Below are 17,135 nucleotides of genomic sequence, written 5' to 3'. Positions count from 1 at the left end.
GAGAGACTAAGACCATGGCAAAGCTGAAATGGGGCATGATAGGAGGTGGCGAAGGCAGCCAGATCGGGCCTGCACACAGGTTAGGGGCACAGGCGGATGGTTTGTTTGAGTTCGCGGCTGGCGCATTAGATCACCGGCCGGACGTTGGCCGGGAATATGCGCAAAGGCTGGGTGTCGCATCCGATCGCGCTTATGGCGATTGGAAAGAGATGCTGGCCGGTGAAAAGAACCGTTCCGACCGGATTGACCTGGTGACGATTGCGACGCCGAACTCAACGCATTTCGAAATCGCCAAAGCCTTTCTTGAAGCTGGCTTTAACGTCCTTTGCGAAAAACCCATGACCATGACGGTTGAAGAGGGGGAAGAGATTGTCCGGGTGGCCGAAGCGTCGGGTAAGATCTGCGCTGTGAATTATTGCTATTCGGCTTATCCGATGGTTCGGCAAGCCCGTGCAATGGTACGTGCCGGTGATATCGGCAAAGTCCGCCTGATTGTCACCAATTTCAGTCATGGCCACCACGGGGATGCAACTGATGCCGACAATCCGCGGGTCCGGTGGCGCTATGATCCGGCGATGGCTGGCTTGTCCGGGCAGTTTGCCGATTGCGGGATTCATGCGTTGCATATGGCCAGTTTCATCAGCGATGACGAGGTCAAGACGCTCTCCGCCGATATGGCGTCGACCATTCCCAGCCGTGAACTGGAAGACGACGCAATGGTCAATTTCCGAACCGAAGGCGGGGCGGTTGGGCGCTTGTGGACCTCGTCCGTGGCGATCGGACGCCAGCATGGATTTGATATCCAAGTGTTTGGTGAAACGGGTGGTTTGCGCTGGGCGTCTGAGCAACCCAACCAACTGATCTACACTCCGGTCGGCGGTCGGACGCAGATCATCGAAAAAGGTGAGGGTGGTTTGCACGACGACGCGCAACGCCTGTCACGAGTGGCCATCGCGCATCCCGAAGGTTTTCCACTGGCTGTTGCAAATATCTATTGCGACTTGTCCGATGCGATACGTGGCGAACATCGCGACGGCTTACCAACGCCAGCGGATGGCGTTCGCTCGATCGCAGCCGTTCATGCCGCGGTCGCGTCGGCCAAAAACGCCAGTGCCTGGATGGATGCGCGCCCGCCGATGTTTCGTTGATTACGACCGGGGTCGCAGTGTGCCTCGTTCGATCACGCGACACGGGAAAATGCGAGCCTCGGGATAGCGATCGGGATCTTTCAACATCTCTTCGACCAGATCGACCGAAGAGGTAATGATCTGCTTGATGGGCTGGTGAATCGTAGTGAGGTTCACGTTCTCCCAGCGTGACATCTCCATATCATTCAGCCCAATGATACCGATGTCTTGCCCGGGGTGCAGGTTGTGATCCGATAATGCCGAAAGTGCTCCGATCGACAGAATGTCGTCGCCGCAAAAGTACCCATCTGCCGGATTTTCCGCCAGCAAACGCAACATTTCGGCGCGACCGGCCTCAAAGGAATAAGCCCCGGCAAATGAATGCGAGACGGCAAGCCCCGAGTGCTTTTCTACCTCTTCCATGAAGCCCTGGTACCGGTCCATCGCCGAAGTGGCATCTTTGGGACCACCCAGGTAACCCACATGCTTGTAGCCGCGCGCCGTTAGTTCGCGTGCTGCCATACGGCCACACTCAACATTGTCGATGCCGACAACATGAACCTCTGGTGATGTGGCAGACCGCCCGAAGGTATGCACCACGGGTACACCTGCGTCATGAAACGCCTTTGCAAAACTGGGCGGCAACGTGGACGAGGCCACGATCACCGCATCCACAGAATACTGGCGCAGCATGCGAACGGAATTTGCGGGTTCGGTTTCGTCTGTCAGATTTACAATCAACGGACGCAAACCGCGTTCCTGCAAAGCTCTGGTGAACTGGTCGAACACTTCAAGGAAGATCGGATTGTGGAAGTTGTTCGAGATCAGCCCAATCAGTTTGGTGCGCCCTGTCGTCAGGGAAGACGCCAACGCGTTCGGGCTGTACCCCAACTCGGCCGCTGCTTTTTCGACCTTGCTGCGTGTTTTCGCCGAGACCGACGCGCCCTCAGTAAACGTCCGGGACACGGCCGAACGTGACACACCCGCCAGTGCGGCGACTTCTTTCAGGGTCACGACCACAGTGAACACCAAGGGCTTGCGAAGGATTCAGCGGATGATTTCATAGCACAGATACTATGCAGTACTGCACCGGTTTTGCAATCGGTTGCAATTCGTTTGGCCGAATTGGATTCGTTAGATAGGTTTTAAGGGGAATGGTGGGTGATGAGAGACTCGAACTCCCGACATCTTCGGTGTAAACGAAGCGCTCTACCAACTGAGCTAATCACCCGTGACGGTGCATGTATCCAAGCCTGAGCGCGGGCGCAAGAGGGTTTGGTGCAATTTATTCTGGGAAACTTCAGATTAGTCGGCCATCTCCTGTAGTGCAGACAATAACTGCGAGATTTCCTGTTCCGTATTGTAGTGGCACAGGGATATGCGAATGCACTCTTTCAGCCCTAACGGGTTGAGCACATTGCCACTGTAATGGTCGGCCTTACGGATATGTGTGCGAATCCCTTGATCATTCAGGCGACCCACGACATCGGCTGCGGGCAGGTCTTTCACAACGATCGAAACCAAACCTTCGCGGGCAGGGTTGTCTGCTCCGGCAAGGATCGAGATGTGGTCCATATCGCGCAACCCGGGCAGGTTGCCAGTGCCGTTGATCATCGCATTCGTCAGATGTGTTTCATAGGCGTGGATAGCCCGACCGGCCGCCTCGATCCGCGCGCGGCGGTCGGGTGTGTCGGATACTTGCGTGCCCAGCCAGTCGAAGTAATCCACCACGTCCGACATAGTCGCGTAAGATCCCGTGTCCCGTGTGCCAAATTCCCACCCCGAAGTGGGCGCGTCCAGCAGTTGATCATGAGGGAGGGCCGTCAAGCGATCGGATATCCAGGCAACGCCGAAACCATGACGAGAGAAAACCTTGTAGGGTGAGATCGCATATCCATCGACTTCATAGCTGTTGATGTCCAACTGACCGTGAGCCGCATGTTGAATACCATCGACGATGATAAAACAGTCGGGAGAGATTTCACGAATTGCCCGCGAGATAGCAGCCACATCCATTCCCATCCCTGTGACAGGCGAGGCATGCACGATCGTCGCCACCTGCACGTCGGGCGTCATTGCGGCCAGATAGGCGTCAGCCGTGACCAGTCCTGTTTCGCTATTGTGCTGGACGTTGACGTATTCCAACCCTGCGATTTCGGCCCAGCGATGCGCAGCGCTGCGGCTAGCAGGATGTTCGATGGAACTGCCAATAACCTTTCCGCCCGATGGCGCGTTCACGCAAGCCGTGCGGATCATTCGAAACAGCAGCTCGGTTCCGCTTTCGCCCACGAAAAACTGTCCGGTTGGGGCGTTCATGAATACGGACAAATCCTCCTTTGCCTTGTTGATGATATCCACCAAAGCGTGACTGGCCACATTGTCGCGCCCCTGGTTGTCAGGAATTGCTGCAAATTTGGCTGAGGTCTCAACCACGGAGTTCAGCGTCAGCGCGCCACCTGCGTTCTCGAAAAATATACGCTGACCCTGAAACGGGCATGTTTCGACATGGGCAAATCGGGAGCGGATCGCTTCTATCAAACCGGGTGTGGTGTGCAGCATATCGGGCGTCCTGTCATTGGTTTATGGGCAACATCCACGTGGCGCGCTGCAGGATCAATACCGTTTGCGACATTGGGGACGTTTCAACGACTGGAAAACACCTTGCGCAGGTAATTATTTGTTCATTCTCGGCTATCTGCACCCGCACAATACTCATAGAAGCTTGCGTGCCCCCTGTCGGCTCAGATATCCCCGGGGGGACCTTAGTTTTCGGGGTGGGATGGAATGATCCTGTCACATCTGCGCCGCGCTGTTTTTGCGGCTTTTTTGGGTGCTTTTACTCTGGCCCCTCTTCGCGCGGAAGCGGAGGGCCTTTTGGTGTTCGCTGCGGCCAGTTTGAAAAACGCGCTGGACGAAATAACCCCGGAATTCGAATTGCAGTCCGGCCATGATGTTACGGTGTCATTTGCGGCGTCCTCGGTATTGGCCCGGCAAATTCAAAAGGGCGCACCGGCGCATGTCTTCATATCCGCGAATGCCGACTGGATGGACCTCTTGCAACAGCAGGAGTTGGTCAAATCAGGCTCCAGAGTCGATCTGCTGGGGAATGGGCTTGTTCTGATTGGCGGTCATGCTGGGCCAGATATTGATGCGCTTTCTCCTCAGACGGATCTGCCGGGTGCTTTGGCCGGTGGATATTTGGCGATGGCATTGGTTGATGCTGTTCCCGCCGGCATTTATGGCAAGGCCGCGTTGCAGAGCTTGGGTCTGTGGGATGGCGTTCAGGACAAGGTCGCGCAAACGGATAATGTTCGTGCGGCGTTGGCGTTAGTTGCGACCGGCGCTGCGCCTTTGGGGATTGTCTACCGCTCGGACGCTCAGGTCGAAACCCGCGTTCGGGTTTTGGCGGACTTTGCCGCAGACCTGCATCCTGCAATTGTTTACCCGGCGGCCGTGACTGCATCTGCGCCACCCGCGGCACAGGAATTTCTGGATTTTCTGCAATCTGACGCCGCAGGGGTAGTGTTTGCAAATCAGGGCTTTGCCCTGCCGGGTGGGTAAGGCATGGGTTGGCTCGGACCAGAAGAACTTGAAGCGCTGAAACTTTCGTTGCGTGTTTCGTTTTGGGCAACGCTGGTTACGCTGCCAATTGGTGTCTTCGTCGCTTATGCGTTGGCGCGTTGGCGGTTCCCCGGGCGGCAAGTTCTGAACGGGCTGGTGCATTTGCCGCTGATCCTGCCGCCCGTTGTGACCGGCTATCTGTTGTTGCTGACCTTCGGTATTCAGGGTCCGCTGGGAAAACTGCTGGCCGAGATTGGCATCGTGGTGGCCTTTCGATGGACCGGGGCGGCGCTGGCTGCGGGCATCATGGCCTTTCCTCTGATGGTCCGGGCAATTCGATTGTCGATCGAAGCGGTTGATCCCAAATTGGAACAGGCCGGGGCAACGCTTGGCGCATCCCGTTTGATGGTGTTCATCACGGTCACACTGCCGATGATCCTGCCGGGTGTGATTGCGGGCGCCATTCTGGCTTTTGCGAAAGCCATGGGTGAATTCGGTGCGACGATTACCTTTGTGTCCAACATCCCGGGGCAGACCCAGACACTGCCATCAGCTGTTTATGCGTTCTTGCAGGTTCCCGGTGGTGAGGGTGCAGCGACAAGGTTGGTCGTTATTTCCATCGTGATCGCGATGGGGGCTCTGATGTTATCCGAGGTCGTCAGCCGACGTGTTGCAGCTCGGGTGGCTGGGTCATGAGCTTATCTGTTCGCATGCAGCATGATTTACCGGACATCAAGCTGGACCTCAGCTTTGATGCACCGCCCGGCGTGACGGTTTTGTTCGGACGATCAGGGTCGGGTAAAACTACTGTTGTCAACGCGGTTGCCGGGTTGCTGAAGCCTGCCGCCGGTCGGGTTGCCGTGGACGGGTGGGAATTGTTTGACAGCGCCAAAGGTCTGTGGCTACCACCGCACAAACGCCGGTTGGGATACATCTTTCAAGAAGGTCGATTATTTCCGCATCTCACAGTGCGCCAGAACCTGTTTTATGGCCGTTGGTTTGCGCCAAAGACGGCACGGCAGGAAAACCCGGACAAAGTGATTGAGATGCTGGGCATCGGTCGCCTGCTTGATCGTCGTCCTGCTGGTCTGTCGGGCGGAGAAAAACAGCGCGTTGCGATTGGACGCGCTCTGCTGGCGAACCCGCGTTTGATCCTCGCGGATGAGCCGTTGGCTGCGCTGGATGACGCGCGAAAATCGGAAATATTGCCGTATTTTGAACGTCTCAGGGATGAGGTTTCTGTCCCGATCCTATATGTCACCCACTCGGCGGCTGAGGTTGCGAGACTGGCAACATCGGTTGTTGCCCTGCAAGACGGCAAAGCTGTGCGCCACGGTCCCGCTTCTGAGGTTCTGGCTGACCCATCGGTTGCGCCCGCAGGTATCCGCGCTGTCGGTGCCGTTCTGCAAGTGCAGGTGTCGAAACACCATGCGGACGGGCTGACGGAATTGGATGCTGGTGGCATTAGCCTGTTTCTGCCACGTATCCCGCATCAGGTTGGGGCCAAACTGCGTATTCGCATTCCGGCGCAAGAGGTCATCTTGGCGATCAAACGGCCAGAAGGCCTGTCTGCGCTTAACGTCCTTTCAGGCACTGTTCACACTATTCGTTCTGGCGAGGGCCCCGGCGCAATCGTTTCGGTCCAATCTGCCGCCGGGACGGTATTGGCCCGCGTTACCCGTCGTTCTGTTTCCACCCTTGGTCTGACGGCAGGAATGCAGTGCTTTGCGGTTATCAAGACCGTTGCTTTGGCACCCGACGATGTCGGCGGGCGCGTCGTTTCTGACTAGAAAAAAGGGCCGTCACTAGCGGTAGTTTTTCGTTCAGTTTACGTTTTCAAAATGGAGTTCGTGGTCCAGTGCGATCTTGGATCACAATAATCCAATTCGTCAGACTTACCTTCGATCCACCTGCGTGCGTTGAAACAGCTCCGGGGCACACAAAGCGTAAGAAGAGCCGGAGAGAACATAAGCACGTTGTCTGCTGAGAAACTGTGCTATGATAGCTTTATTGACTTCACGATGACGAAATAGCCTGGCCCAAATGGCCAGAGTGGAATGAAACATGAAGCTTTTCAAAGTGGCGTTTCTGGCCATCCTTATTTGTTTGCCGGGTTTGTCTCAGGCCGTTGGTGTTGGATTCAGACTCAATCCTGCAATTCGAATCAACGTCGCCGATAAGGGCAACGGGATTTACGAAGTATCGACCAGTGGAACGTCTGCTCCGGTCGCGTATTGGTGCGGTATCGGAGATTACGCGATCCGTACCCTCAGAACCAAAGCAACACAGCGGATATACATCACTCGGGCCTATGAAAAACAAAACCGCACTGTACAATTTTCACTGACAGCCCCCGAAGGCGTTGATACCAATCCGGGTTATTCGGTGACCGTAAAACGCGTGGGCGCGAACCTTTCGGCGGCTTCGGCCCAAGGCTACTGTTTCGATAACTTTATGGATTTTGGATTCTGAGCGGTGCTTACACCCATTTTGCCAGTGGCGGCAGGCTCATAAGAACGGCGTCGGGGTCGTGTCCCGTCTCTAGCCCGAACTTGGTACCCCGGTCGTAAATCAGGTTGTATTCGGCATAGAGCCCGCGATGCACCAATTGGGTGTTTTTGTCTGCCTCGTCGAAACTCTGCACTCTGCGTTTTTCGACCAAGGGCAAAAACGCAGGTAGAAACGCTCGACCAATGTCTTGCGTCAGTGCAAAGTCTGCGGGCCAATCGCCGGTGCAGTAATCATCCATGAAAATGCCACCGACACCGCGTGCGCGCTTGCGGTGAGGGATATAGAAATACTCATCCGCCCAGTCTTTCAGCCGTGGGTAGTGCCCTGGCCCGTGCGGGTCCAGATGCGCCTTTTGGGTGGCGTGAAAATGGGCGGTATCTTCGTCATATTCGATGCAAGGATTCAAGTCCGACCCCCCTCCGAACCACCAAGCGTGAGGGGTCCAGAACATCCGGGTGTTCATGTGCACAGCCGGAACATGCGGGTTTTGCATATGGGCAACCAGCGAGATACCCGAAGCCCAGAAACGAGGGTCTTCGGTCATGCCGGGTATACCCTTGCGAGCTGCCATCGCCTGCTGTGCGCGATCACCCAAGGTTCCATATACCGTTGAGACGTTGACACCGACCTTTTCAAACACCCGTCCGCCGCGCATTACCGACATCAACCCCCCACCGGCGTCAGAGCCATCTTCGGACTGACGCTGTGTTTCCTTGACCTCGAACCGGGCAGGGGCAGCGTCCGAAAAGGGGCCGTTTTCGTGGCTGTCTTCCAGAGCCTCAAAGGCGGTTACGATTTGATCCCGCAACTCGCGAAACCATGCAGAAGCGGTGGTTTTTTCTTGTTCAAACATATGTTTAATGCGCCGGGGCTGCGACGGGGTCCAGCAGCGTGCGCCCCCCGTCTATGGTCAGAATTTGCCCAGTGATGAACCCCGCCGCGTCAGAGGCCAGAAACTGCGCGGTTTCAGTAAGCTCGGTCGGGGCTGCGATACGGGCTAAAGGGGTGTGCTTTTCGATATCGTCCCGGAAGTCGCGGTTTTCCTTCAAGGTCGATTGCAGTGATGCGCTCATGACCGATCCCAGCGCGATCGAATTCACGCGAATACGGTTCGGTGCAAACGCCACGGCCAGTGATCTTGTCATCTGATCCAGTGCCGCTGTGGAAACCGAATAGGCCATCAGGTCGGGGTGCGTGCGCCGTGCCGCGATCGAGGACAGGTTGATGATCGAGCCGGCTGGTCCTTCATCGTCGCCCGCCTGTTTTATCATGCGCTTGGCAACTACCTGGCTAAGGCGCAAAGCAGGCATCAGGTTTTGGTTCAATAACGTTTTGACCGACTCGTCTTCTGTGTCCAGCGGATCAGAAGGGATCACCTGCCGCGCGCCATTGATTAGGATATCCACCTGGTCAAACGCGTCGATCGTGGCGGACAGAAGGTTGGCGATAGTCAATTTCTCGCGCAAATCCCCAGCGAAAAAGCGAATGTTGCTGTCGTCGGCTTGCTCACCCAACTCATTTGCCAGGCGCTTTTCATCCATGTCGGCGAACATTACATTAGCGCCCGCATCCGCAAAGTGGCGGCCGATGGCCAGCCCGACTCCGTTGGCGCCGCCGGTCACGATCGCAGTTTTGCCGGCAATGGAAAATGACATGCGTTGTCTCCTGAGTTGCTACGCAGGTTAACCGGGATCACCGCCGAGGGCGAGAGGCGTGAAAAACCTTGAACCGATTGTTGCCGGTTACCTCTTCGACCTGAGCGAAGCTGTCGCTGAGCGTGGTTTCATATGGAAGGTGACGGTTAGCGACCATCCAGAGGTTGCCATGTTTTGCCAGATTGCGCGCCGCGGATAGGATGAAACCCTGACCTAATGCTGGGTCCGCACTGCGCGACGTGTGAAAGGGCGGGTTCATGATCACGGTGTCCAGCAGTTCGGGTGCCCGCCAGGACACTGCATCTGCCCAATGAAAAATGGCCCGTTCGTCGATGACATTGCGTCGGGCGCAAGTCAGCGCGATATGGTCCGCTTCGACCAGATGCAAGATACGCAGTTCCGTTCTTTTGATCACCGCAGCCGACAGGAACCCCCAGCCAGCACCCAAGTCGGCTACCCGCGCACCAAGCTTGTCAGGCAAAGCCTCCAGCAGCAGGGCAGAGGCCGGATCAATTCCATCCGCGGAAAAGACGCCGGGGGCCGTGATGAACCCATCGACTTTCTGCTTGTCCGGGGCGGCCCAGTCTTGAAAAGCATCAGGCGCGGATTGGAACCAGAAAATCTTGCCATGTGCTTTGGAAATGGGGCCCTCAATATCCACGCGTTTGCGAATGTCTTTCAGCAAACTGTCCACGCCGTCCGTTTTGGCACCATCTATAACAACCAACCGGTTTGCATGCTTGCAGGCCTGATGCACCATACTGCGGGCCAAGGCTTTGGCCCGAGGCAGGAAAACGATGGCGTCCTGGCAAGGTTCTTGCGCGTCCGCGACTGCCGCAAAACCTTGTTCTGCGAAATGGTCGTGAAAAGGTTTGAAGGGCTGCACAATCTGCGTTGAACGGCTTAATGCCGACAGGTCGTGCCCCGGGTTTGGCCCGATCACGGTCAGCGGTTCGGCCAGCGCAAGGCCGCTGTGAAGGGCAAGATCAAGGCGAGGGGACATTATCGTTTTCGACCGAAGCGGGCCTTATTCTTCCCGTTCCATTGTGCATTGCAGAGGGTGTTGGTGCCTGCGGGCGAAATCCATTACTTGGCCAACCTTTGTCTCGGCGATTTCATGACTGAACACGCCCACCACGGCGACGCCCTTTTTGTGAACCGTCAGCATGATCTCAAACGCTTGTGCGTGGGTCATTCCAAAGAAACGCTCCAACACATGAACAACGAATTCCATCGGTGTGTAATCGTCATTCAAAAGCAGCACCTTATACAAAGGCGGACGCTTGGTTTTCGGGCGCGTCTGCACCAGAAGGGACGAGTCACCATCGTCGTCCTCTTTGTCGGACATGATCCATTGGTTTTCAAACATCGCGCGCAATTGTCCGATTCAGGCTTCGGTTTATCTGAGCGGTTATATAACGTTGAACGGGTCGGAGAAAAGAGCCAGTAGGACGTATTTACAATGCCAGAAAAGCTGACAACGATCGGGTTCGACGCAGATGACACCCTTTGGCATAATGAGCGGTTTTTCCAGCTGACCCAAGCCTATTTCACGGAACTGCTGGCAGATCACGCGGAACCCGATCATCTTCTGGATCGCCTGTTAGAAGCCGAAAAGAGAAACATCCGGCACTATGGGTATGGAATCAAAGGCTTTGTCCTGTCGATGATCGAAACGGCCATCGAAGTGACGGACGACCGTGTCCCGGCATCGGTTATCCGGCAACTGATCGAAGCCGGGCAGGATATGCTGGCCCACCCGATCGAGCTGCTGCCGCATGCAAAAGATGCCATCGAAGCGGTCTCGGCGACCCACAAAGTTGTCCTGATTACCAAAGGTGACCTTATTGATCAGGAGCGAAAGCTGGCTCAATCCGGATTGGGAGAGCTTTTTGACGAGGTCGAGATCGTTTCGGAAAAATCCGCGAATACCTATCGCGACATCTTTGAACGCCACGGGGATGGGCCGGCCTCGGCAATGATGGTGGGTAACTCGATGCGATCCGATGTTGTGGCCCCAATTCAGGCCGGATGTTGGGGTGTGTACGTTCCCCACGGATTGGTGTGGGAGATCGAGAAGGCTGAGACGCCAACAGAGTCTCCGCGTTTCAAGGAGCTGCGTGATTTGGGCGAGCTGGCAGGTTTTATTCGGGCGATTGGCTGATGTTGCCATTTGGTATCAGTTTGCAAAAAATGATGTGCCGGTCATTTGGCCCACGATGATCGTCGCCGATCTGGTAGCGCCTCTGGCGTGAGCTGCTAGATATAGTGGCTGATCCAGCCAATAACGAAATAGCGAAACACGCAGCTTTCGGTTTCTTTCATGGGGCCTCTGTGTTAGCCTAGTTGTTAATAAAATAAATGAATTGCTGACCGGGAAAACCCGGCGGCGCGAGGTAGACAGAGGCAAAGATCGTGCAGGTTCGGCGGACAGTTCCGGCCCGAATGGGCTTATTTCTTATAGCATTGGTATGGCTGCTTTCCTTTGCGCCCATGCAATCCTTCGCGGCACCTTATGCTGCGATGGTCATTGATGCACGCACTGGTGAGGTGCTGCACTCTCGCAATGCTGATACCAGATTGCACCCGGCATCGCTGACCAAGATGATGACGCTGTATATCGCTTTCGAAGCCGTCAGAAACGGTGAGATCGAGTTGGACACGCAAGTTCGTATCACAAAGAAGGCTGCGGCCGAACCCCCGTCCAAGCTGGGTTTGCGCACAGGGCAAAGGATCGCTTTTCGTTATCTGATACGTGCTGCGGCGGTAAAGTCAGCCAATGACGCGGCGACTGCAATCGGGATTGCCATCAGTGGTTCCGAAGCGGCATTTGCACGTCGTATGACAAGAACGGCCAAAGCCATGGGCATGAACCGTACAACGTTCAAAAATGCGCATGGTTTGACGGAATCCGGTCACCTGTCGACTGCCCGCGATATGACGACGCTGGGCCGTCATCTGCTGTATGATTACCCGCAATACTACAATCTGTTCTCGCGGACATCGACCCATGCCGGGATCAAGACAGTTCCGAATACCAACCGTCGATTGCTGGCCGCGTACAAAGGCGCGGACGGCATCAAGACGGGATACACAAGAGCCGCCGGTTTCAACCTGGTTGCTTCGGCCAAGCGTAAAGACGAGCGCATCATCGCAACCGTGTTTGGTGGCAAGTCCGGGGCATCGCGGAACGCGAAAGTGGCCGAACTGCTGGATATGGGTTTTCGGCGAGCGCCGTCGCGGGCTCCGATTCGTAAGCCGTCCCGCCCGGCCTACGCAGGAAACGCAGGGCTGAACGCACAGGTCGCGCGTTTGGAGGCTGCGCCCACGACCAGCTTGCGGCCCGTGCTTCGGCCCGGTGCAGGCGCGACTGTTCAGGTTGCCGGTACAGTGGCCGCCACAGCCGCTGCAAATCGCGCGCGCATTCAGGATGGGATTGCCGCAGCGATTGCCGCCGCTGATATTCAGAAGCCCGGCCAAGACACAGTGCGTCCGGCATCACGACCCAATGATGTTGTCCTTGCTGCGACCGAACCTGAGCCTGAACAGGAAATCGTAACCCGCCTTTCAACGTCGGGTGGCCATTTGTGGGGCGTCAACGTGGGCCGCTATACGACCCGTTACGAGGCTGAAAAGGTTCTGCTGAAAACAGCGCTGACCGAGATGACGACCTTGGAAGGGACGCTGCGCAAGGTGAACCAAAGCTCGCGCGGTTTCGACGCGACCTTTCAGGGCATGACACGTGAGCAGGCCGATTTGGCGTGCCGGCGGTTGCAGGCCAGAAACGTGACTTGTTTCATGATCGGGCCGTCATAAGACCCGACGTTTTCTCCTGTTGGACTTGGGCTGTGGGGTTTCCCGCAGCCTTTTTTCAATCGAACACATGACCGTGCTGGTATTGCTCGTCCTGTCCGGCCGCGGCGGTCAGAGCAGCCACGTTATCCTTGGTAAAGAAGCCATCGTATTTGTGGCAGCGCTCGATGTATTCGGTAATCAACAGCGTGTTTTTCGAGTGTTTCGAGAATATCTGTTTCAGGTTCGGGTCGTCCTTACATTCGCCTACGACATGCGCCAGAAACGGAACACCCTTGTCCTTGAGGGTGTTCACTACGAAATCGACGTTCTTTTCGCCCGCGCCATGGTCACCATCCTGAATCTCGACGGCCATGTGGTGCAACCGGCGCCCAAAATTGCGGACGAAATCCTCGGTCGGCATGGGGAGTTTGGCAAAGGAATTCACAAAGGACGGCGTGTTGTTGGCCGTAAAGACCTTGGCTGGTGATTTCTTGTCGTCGTCGACGTTTGGATTGCGGTTCACATTGGTCGACGAGTTCATGTCAAAAATGTTGTAGGCACCCCAAAAGTAGTAGGGCACCATTGTCAGAAACTCGAGGATCGCATCCTCACGCTCACCAGCCAGAACGCGTGTGGCAAGGTGGTCGATACCCAGCATCAGTGGCGCGATATTGCTGTCCGCGCCAAAAGCGGCTGCTTGGTCAAGGCGCGCTTGTTCGGTGTCGCTTAGCAATACCCGGTCACCCAGACCAAGGCTGTCAGTGTCATTGAAATCCAGCGTGGAATATCCCACACGGTTGCAGGTGAAATCAGATGGTGTGGTGAAGCGAAAACCATCCAAGGTATAAAAGGGGTTTTCGGTATCGCCCGCGTATTCAAAACGAATGTTCTGATCTTCCAGCGTATTGGTGAGAGCTTTTAGGTCGGTCGCGCCGTAAACCTCACCGACGTAGCGCGTTTGTGGGGCGTTGCGCGCCAACGGGTACATGCGGTTAATGCGCGGGATAAAGTCCTCGAAAGTCGGGCTGAGCGGGGCCATCAAGATCAGAGCCGGGAAATCCGGATGAGAATGCAAAACCGAAAATTTGTGGGTTTGCCCCAGATAGCTTGACGTATGACGGTATGGGGTCATTACGTAGAGCTCGACCAGAGTGTCGAACAGCGCGTCCGTTTCGACCTGCAGAACGATCGCGCGCATCGCGCCGACCTGATCTGCGATGCCAGAACTTATGCGACGTTCATAGATCTTCGGCAAATACTCGGAAAAAAAGTCCGAGTTCTTTTTGTCGCCGCGCGGTTCGTAAGACATCAGATCAAATGACATAAAGCTACCTCCTTGCCCAAGCTGCGATTGCGCGCAGCCGGTCGTTGCCGGGATTTGTGGTATTCAGAACATGCACTTGCGATCATGCTATTCTGCCCGGCCACCCCCGGCAACTACCCACAGGTAATTCGTCTGTCTTAAGCGCGTGTGGTCAGCGGATGAACTTTGTGACGTCGACCCCGCCTTCAATCAGATTCTCGCGCACCGAGCGCGCGATTTGGACTGCTGTTGGACCGTCGCCGTGCAGGCAGATTGTATCGATAGAAGTTTCTAGCCGCTGGCCGCTTTCGGTGATGATCGCGCCTTCCCGGACCATGTCCAATATGCGGGGGCCAGCGATGTCGGGGTCATGGATCACAGCCCCTGGTTGGCTGCGGTCAACAAGAGTGCCATCATCGTTGTATGCGCGGTCCGCAAAAATTTCGCCGACCCATTTGCAACCCAATTCTCGCACGGCATCCTCTTGTTTGGTGACGGCCAGAACCATGATGATTATGTCGGGATCGACATCCAGCGCACCTTGATAGCAGGCTCGGGCCATATCGAGATCAACCGAACACATATTTGCTAAAGCGCCATGTAACTTGAGATGCCGCACGTGGGTGCCGACTGCTTTGGCCATGCCGATCGCGGCGCTCAACTGATATCTAACCAGATTGCGAAGGCTGTCATGGGGGATTTTCATGTTGCGTCGACCGAAACCCTGCAGATCAGGAAAGCCGGGATGCGCGCCTATTCCAACATCGTTCTGCGCGGCCAGCGTCATTGTTTTCGCCATCACATCCGGGTCGCCCGCGTGAAACCCGCAGGCAATGTTCGCTGACGTGATTATTTTCAACAGGCTGTCATCGTCACCCATATTCCAGGGGCCAAAGCTTTCGCCCATATCGGCATTCAGATCGACGCTTGGCATCAGCAATACTCCTTAGTCCGTGGCAGAGATCATTCCGCTGATCAATTGGTAGGACAACAGATCCGGAATGTCATGCGGGTCGCGCACTAGGGGCTCGACCTGCGTGGGCAAACGCGCCAGCCCGGCTGTGTAGGCACTCTGTAGCGCAACAGCTTCTTCTAAAGAGACGAATTGGAAGCGTATCTCTGCACCCGCCGGGGTTTGTGCGGCCCTTGGGATATCACATGGCAGCACTGTGGCGATGCGAGGATACCCGCCTGTGGTTTGGCATTCCGGCAGCAATATGAAAGGGTTGCCTGTACCGGTCATCTGGATATCGCCCGGTGTTATGACTTCGGACAGGATGTTCAACTGACCTTTTGCGGCGAACCCCTCTCCGTCACTTTCAAGTTGCATGCCCATTCGGTTTGCGCGCGTCCCGCGGTGGAAAGCCGTTCGGGTAAATCTATCCAGCGTATCCTGATCGAAAAGTGGCGTTTGAAAACTGCGCACGATGCGCAATAGCCCCCCTGAGAACCGGTCATCTTGCGGCAGCTTTCGCCCGGCTTGACCTGCTTCGGGACCAGCTTTGAGGATGTCACCGGCCTGTACGGCGTGCCCGATCTTGGCTGTCAGGTGCACCGACCGCGATCCCATTCGTTCCGGCGCATCAATCCCACCGCCGAGGTGCAGGTATCCGTAACTGCCTTTTAGGTTTGCTCCGAGTGTCAGGTGCTGTCCTTGTTCCATCCGGTGGGAGGCATTCCAAACAACCGAACTACCGTCAATGCTGGCCTGCATTGGCGCGCCGGTCAGCGCGATGTTCACCGGATGGATTGCTTCGAATGTGCCGCCCATGCCTGCCATTTCCAATGCGGCGACCGTCGGGCTCTGACCCAAAAGCGCGGCACCTTCATGCAAGGCGTACACATCCGCGGCCCCTGACCGCGACAGCCCTTGTGCCAGCACACCTGTTCGACCTTGATCCTGAATTGTGCAGGCTGGGCCAATGCGCAAAACGGCCAGGCTCATTCTTCGATCTCCTGACAGGTTGCCCCGCCTTTGCCGTCCGCATTATTCTCGCGGATTTGCTCTAACTCATCGGGCGCAATTGGCACGAATTGCATCTCGTCACCGGGGTTGAGGGTGAAACTGCGCAGCGCATCTGGGCGAAAACACTGAAATGCTGTCTGACCAATGTGCCTCCAGCCCGTTGGGGTTGGCCCCGAAAACAGAACAAATTGCGAGATTGCCAATACCAGTGCACCCTCTGGTACCATGGGGGTCAGTTCCTTGAGGCGCGGTATGTTGAATTCTGGGCCCAATGGCCCGAGATAGGGTTGCCCGGGTGCAAATCCGATGGTCAAGACGCGCACGCGTGTATTGCTGAGTCTTTCTATGGCGTCCCTAGGGGTCATTCCTGCGGCTTTGGCGGCTTCGTCCAACTGAGGTGCCAGCTCTCCACCATAGACCGTAGGAACCCGCCAGAACTTTCGGCCGATCGGCATCGGGGCATCATACCAATCCTGTTGGTTCAAAAGTCCGGCCACCCGCTTTTGGATATCTTCGTGTGACAGCCGTGAGGGATCAAACCTTAGATATGCAGATGCCAACGACGCCGATGTTTCGAGAACCCCGTCCCAGTCTTGGGCGTCAAGCATGCTGCGAAAAGCCAGTGCAGCTCGGTTCGAAGGTTCTGCCATCGTGTCGGCAAACGAGATTAACAGACCGTCATAGCCTACGGTTCGGATCATTGGGAAAGTGTCTGCAAGTATCTGTGTCATGGCAGAGGGTGAAAGCCTGTCAGTTTTCCAGACCTGACCGCATCCGCCGGGAATGCGCAAGCCTTAGGATTTCAGGGTACGCGTTTTGACGACATGAGGGTCGTTGGGTGCCTTGAATCGCGTTCGGGTGCGATTCACTTGGGCAGCGCGACTCGAGCGAATTTAGTGCCCATTCGGCGACGATTCACTATATATAGAGTTTGGCCATAACGCCCTGTTTGCGCGATTTGTCAGCCGACGCCTGGATTGCACTAATCGGCGCCCTTGGCTGTGGAGTTTTGGGGGTGTAAGTATTTGATTTAATTTTATAAAAAAGAAAATCGCAAAAAAAACGCGCAAGATGTGTTTTTCTTCTTGCGGAGGTCTGATGTTAGGCTTAGAACCCCCTTCACCGGCGCTGTTGAGGTGCTGGGACGCGGCGGAAGCGGCGGAGACGCATCGGAGAGACGGTGGGCATCTAGGGTTATTGATTAGGGCGGTGGCGCT

At 56.0% G+C, this 17,135-nt stretch carries 17 protein-coding genes and 1 tRNA gene; 7 read left to right on the top strand and 11 right to left on the bottom strand.

The features are described from left to right. Positions 1 to 14: 14 nt before the first annotated feature. On the top strand, positions 15 to 1,148 hold the full coding sequence (locus ACR0DG_RS05295) for a Gfo/Idh/MocA family protein (protein ID WP_480695047.1): 1,134 nt from the start codon (positions 15 to 17) through the stop codon (positions 1,146 to 1,148). Here the strand turns inward: ACR0DG_RS05295 and ACR0DG_RS05290 are convergent, their stop codons facing one another. The 3 genes from ACR0DG_RS05290 to ACR0DG_RS05280 form a co-directional block, all read right to left on the bottom strand. Beyond that, positions 1,149 to 2,147: a LacI family DNA-binding transcriptional regulator gene (locus tag ACR0DG_RS05290; protein WP_480695845.1), complete on the bottom strand. Its 999-nt coding sequence runs from the start codon at positions 2,145 to 2,147 to the stop codon at positions 1,149 to 1,151. Between the two features lie 135 nt (positions 2,148 to 2,282). Next, positions 2,283 to 2,358, bottom strand: a tRNA-Val gene (locus tag ACR0DG_RS05285). 74 nt (positions 2,359 to 2,432) lie between these two features. After that, a complete protein-coding gene (locus ACR0DG_RS05280) occupies positions 2,433 to 3,686 on the bottom strand; it encodes an aminotransferase class V-fold PLP-dependent enzyme (RefSeq protein WP_480695045.1) in 1,254 nt (417 codons plus the stop codon). A gap of 225 nt (positions 3,687 to 3,911) precedes the next feature. On the opposite strand from ACR0DG_RS05280, the gene modA reads away from it, so the two are divergent. The 4 genes from modA to ACR0DG_RS05260 all read left to right on the top strand — a co-directional run bounded on the left by modA (position 3,912) and on the right by ACR0DG_RS05260 (position 7,160). Then, entirely contained in the window at positions 3,912 to 4,688 is a 777-nt protein-coding gene (gene modA / locus ACR0DG_RS05275; RefSeq protein WP_480695043.1) for a molybdate ABC transporter substrate-binding protein, read from the top strand. 3 nt (positions 4,689 to 4,691) lie between these two features. Continuing rightward, a complete protein-coding gene (gene modB, locus ACR0DG_RS05270; RefSeq protein WP_480695041.1) occupies positions 4,692 to 5,384 on the top strand; it encodes a molybdate ABC transporter permease subunit in 693 nt (230 codons plus the stop codon). Then, entirely contained in the window at positions 5,381 to 6,478 is a 1,098-nt protein-coding gene (gene modC / locus ACR0DG_RS05265) for a molybdenum ABC transporter ATP-binding protein (protein WP_480695039.1), read from the top strand. The genes modB and modC overlap by 4 nt, the downstream gene beginning before the upstream one ends. Before the next feature lie 274 nt (positions 6,479 to 6,752). Next, positions 6,753 to 7,160: a hypothetical protein gene (locus ACR0DG_RS05260; RefSeq protein WP_480695037.1), complete on the top strand. Its 408-nt coding sequence runs from the start codon at positions 6,753 to 6,755 to the stop codon at positions 7,158 to 7,160. 7 nt (positions 7,161 to 7,167) lie between these two features. On the opposite strand, the gene hemF is transcribed toward ACR0DG_RS05260, so the two are convergent. Genes hemF through clpS form a run of 4 tightly spaced genes read right to left on the bottom strand, consistent with a single transcriptional unit; the run spans position 7,168 to position 10,223 of the window. Beyond that, positions 7,168 to 8,052 (bottom strand): oxygen-dependent coproporphyrinogen oxidase, encoded by an 885-nt coding sequence (hemF, locus tag ACR0DG_RS05255; protein WP_480695035.1) that lies wholly within the window; start codon positions 8,050 to 8,052, stop codon positions 7,168 to 7,170. 4 nt (positions 8,053 to 8,056) lie between these two features. After that, complete coding sequence (locus ACR0DG_RS05250) at positions 8,057 to 8,854, bottom strand: SDR family NAD(P)-dependent oxidoreductase (protein WP_480695033.1); 798 nt, start codon at positions 8,852 to 8,854, stop codon at positions 8,057 to 8,059. 37 nt (positions 8,855 to 8,891) lie between these two features. Next, the gene (locus ACR0DG_RS05245) at positions 8,892 to 9,857 is read right to left on the bottom strand and encodes a class I SAM-dependent methyltransferase (protein ID WP_480695031.1); all 966 of its coding nucleotides are present in this window, start codon (positions 9,855 to 9,857) and stop codon (positions 8,892 to 8,894) included. 24 nt (positions 9,858 to 9,881) lie between these two features. Beyond that, complete coding sequence (clpS, locus tag ACR0DG_RS05240) at positions 9,882 to 10,223, bottom strand: ATP-dependent Clp protease adapter ClpS (protein WP_480695029.1); 342 nt, start codon at positions 10,221 to 10,223, stop codon at positions 9,882 to 9,884. A 93-nt stretch (positions 10,224 to 10,316) separates the two neighbouring features. On the opposite strand from clpS, the gene ACR0DG_RS05235 reads away from it, so the two are divergent. Then, complete coding sequence (locus ACR0DG_RS05235) at positions 10,317 to 11,018, top strand: HAD family hydrolase (RefSeq protein WP_480695027.1); 702 nt, start codon at positions 10,317 to 10,319, stop codon at positions 11,016 to 11,018. A gap of 281 nt (positions 11,019 to 11,299) precedes the next feature. Next, a complete protein-coding gene (locus ACR0DG_RS05230; protein WP_480695025.1) occupies positions 11,300 to 12,670 on the top strand; it encodes a D-alanyl-D-alanine carboxypeptidase family protein in 1,371 nt (456 codons plus the stop codon). A gap of 55 nt (positions 12,671 to 12,725) precedes the next feature. On the opposite strand, the gene ACR0DG_RS05225 is transcribed toward ACR0DG_RS05230, so the two are convergent. From ACR0DG_RS05225 to ACR0DG_RS05210, 4 genes are all read right to left on the bottom strand, one after another. Further along, positions 12,726 to 13,973, bottom strand: coding sequence for a hypothetical protein (locus ACR0DG_RS05225; RefSeq protein ID WP_480695023.1), 1,248 nt, complete (start codon positions 13,971 to 13,973; stop codon positions 12,726 to 12,728). A gap of 151 nt (positions 13,974 to 14,124) precedes the next feature. Then, positions 14,125 to 14,886 carry a LamB/YcsF family protein gene (locus tag ACR0DG_RS05220; protein ID WP_480695021.1) on the bottom strand — a complete coding sequence of 254 codons (762 nt, stop codon included), beginning with the start codon at positions 14,884 to 14,886 and terminating at the stop codon, positions 14,125 to 14,127. A 12-nt stretch (positions 14,887 to 14,898) separates the two neighbouring features. After that, positions 14,899 to 15,897 (bottom strand): 5-oxoprolinase subunit C family protein, encoded by a 999-nt coding sequence (locus ACR0DG_RS05215; RefSeq protein ID WP_480695019.1) that lies wholly within the window; start codon positions 15,895 to 15,897, stop codon positions 14,899 to 14,901. Beyond that, on the bottom strand, positions 15,894 to 16,649 hold the full coding sequence (locus ACR0DG_RS05210; protein ID WP_480695017.1) for a 5-oxoprolinase subunit B family protein: 756 nt from the start codon (positions 16,647 to 16,649) through the stop codon (positions 15,894 to 15,896). The genes ACR0DG_RS05215 and ACR0DG_RS05210 overlap by 4 nt, the downstream gene beginning before the upstream one ends. Positions 16,650 to 17,135 lie beyond the last annotated feature (486 nt).

This window comes from Ruegeria sp. BG8, from assembly GCF_056538325.1.
Note: the sequence above shows the minus strand (reverse complement) of the source record. Positions and strands in the feature narration are given on the sequence as shown.

Coding starts and splice junctions, on each gene's coding strand:
- ACR0DG_RS05295 (WP_480695047.1), top strand. CDS start 15: ATGGCAAAGCTGAAATGGGGCATGATAGGAGGTGGCGAAGGCAGCCAG.
- ACR0DG_RS05260 (WP_480695037.1), top strand. CDS start 6,753: ATGAAGCTTTTCAAAGTGGCGTTTCTGGCCATCCTTATTTGTTTGCCG.
- ACR0DG_RS05225 (WP_480695023.1), bottom strand. CDS start 13,973: ATGTCATTTGATCTGATGTCTTACGAACCGCGCGGCGACAAAAAGAAC.
- ACR0DG_RS05220 (WP_480695021.1), bottom strand. CDS start 14,886: ATGCCAAGCGTCGATCTGAATGCCGATATGGGCGAAAGCTTTGGCCCC.
- ACR0DG_RS05235 (WP_480695027.1), top strand. CDS start 10,317: ATGCCAGAAAAGCTGACAACGATCGGGTTCGACGCAGATGACACCCTT.
- ACR0DG_RS05210 (WP_480695017.1), bottom strand. CDS start 16,649: ATGACACAGATACTTGCAGACACTTTCCCAATGATCCGAACCGTAGGC.
- clpS (WP_480695029.1), bottom strand. CDS start 10,223: ATGTTTGAAAACCAATGGATCATGTCCGACAAAGAGGACGACGATGGT.
- ACR0DG_RS05245 (WP_480695031.1), bottom strand. CDS start 9,857: ATGTCCCCTCGCCTTGATCTTGCCCTTCACAGCGGCCTTGCGCTGGCC.
- ACR0DG_RS05230 (WP_480695025.1), top strand. CDS start 11,300: ATGGGCTTATTTCTTATAGCATTGGTATGGCTGCTTTCCTTTGCGCCC.
- ACR0DG_RS05280 (WP_480695045.1), bottom strand. CDS start 3,686: ATGCTGCACACCACACCCGGTTTGATAGAAGCGATCCGCTCCCGATTT.
- modC (WP_480695039.1), top strand. CDS start 5,381: ATGAGCTTATCTGTTCGCATGCAGCATGATTTACCGGACATCAAGCTG.
- modA (WP_480695043.1), top strand. CDS start 3,912: ATGATCCTGTCACATCTGCGCCGCGCTGTTTTTGCGGCTTTTTTGGGT.
- hemF (WP_480695035.1), bottom strand. CDS start 8,052: ATGTTTGAACAAGAAAAAACCACCGCTTCTGCATGGTTTCGCGAGTTG.
- ACR0DG_RS05215 (WP_480695019.1), bottom strand. CDS start 15,897: ATGAGCCTGGCCGTTTTGCGCATTGGCCCAGCCTGCACAATTCAGGAT.
- ACR0DG_RS05250 (WP_480695033.1), bottom strand. CDS start 8,854: ATGTCATTTTCCATTGCCGGCAAAACTGCGATCGTGACCGGCGGCGCC.
- modB (WP_480695041.1), top strand. CDS start 4,692: ATGGGTTGGCTCGGACCAGAAGAACTTGAAGCGCTGAAACTTTCGTTG.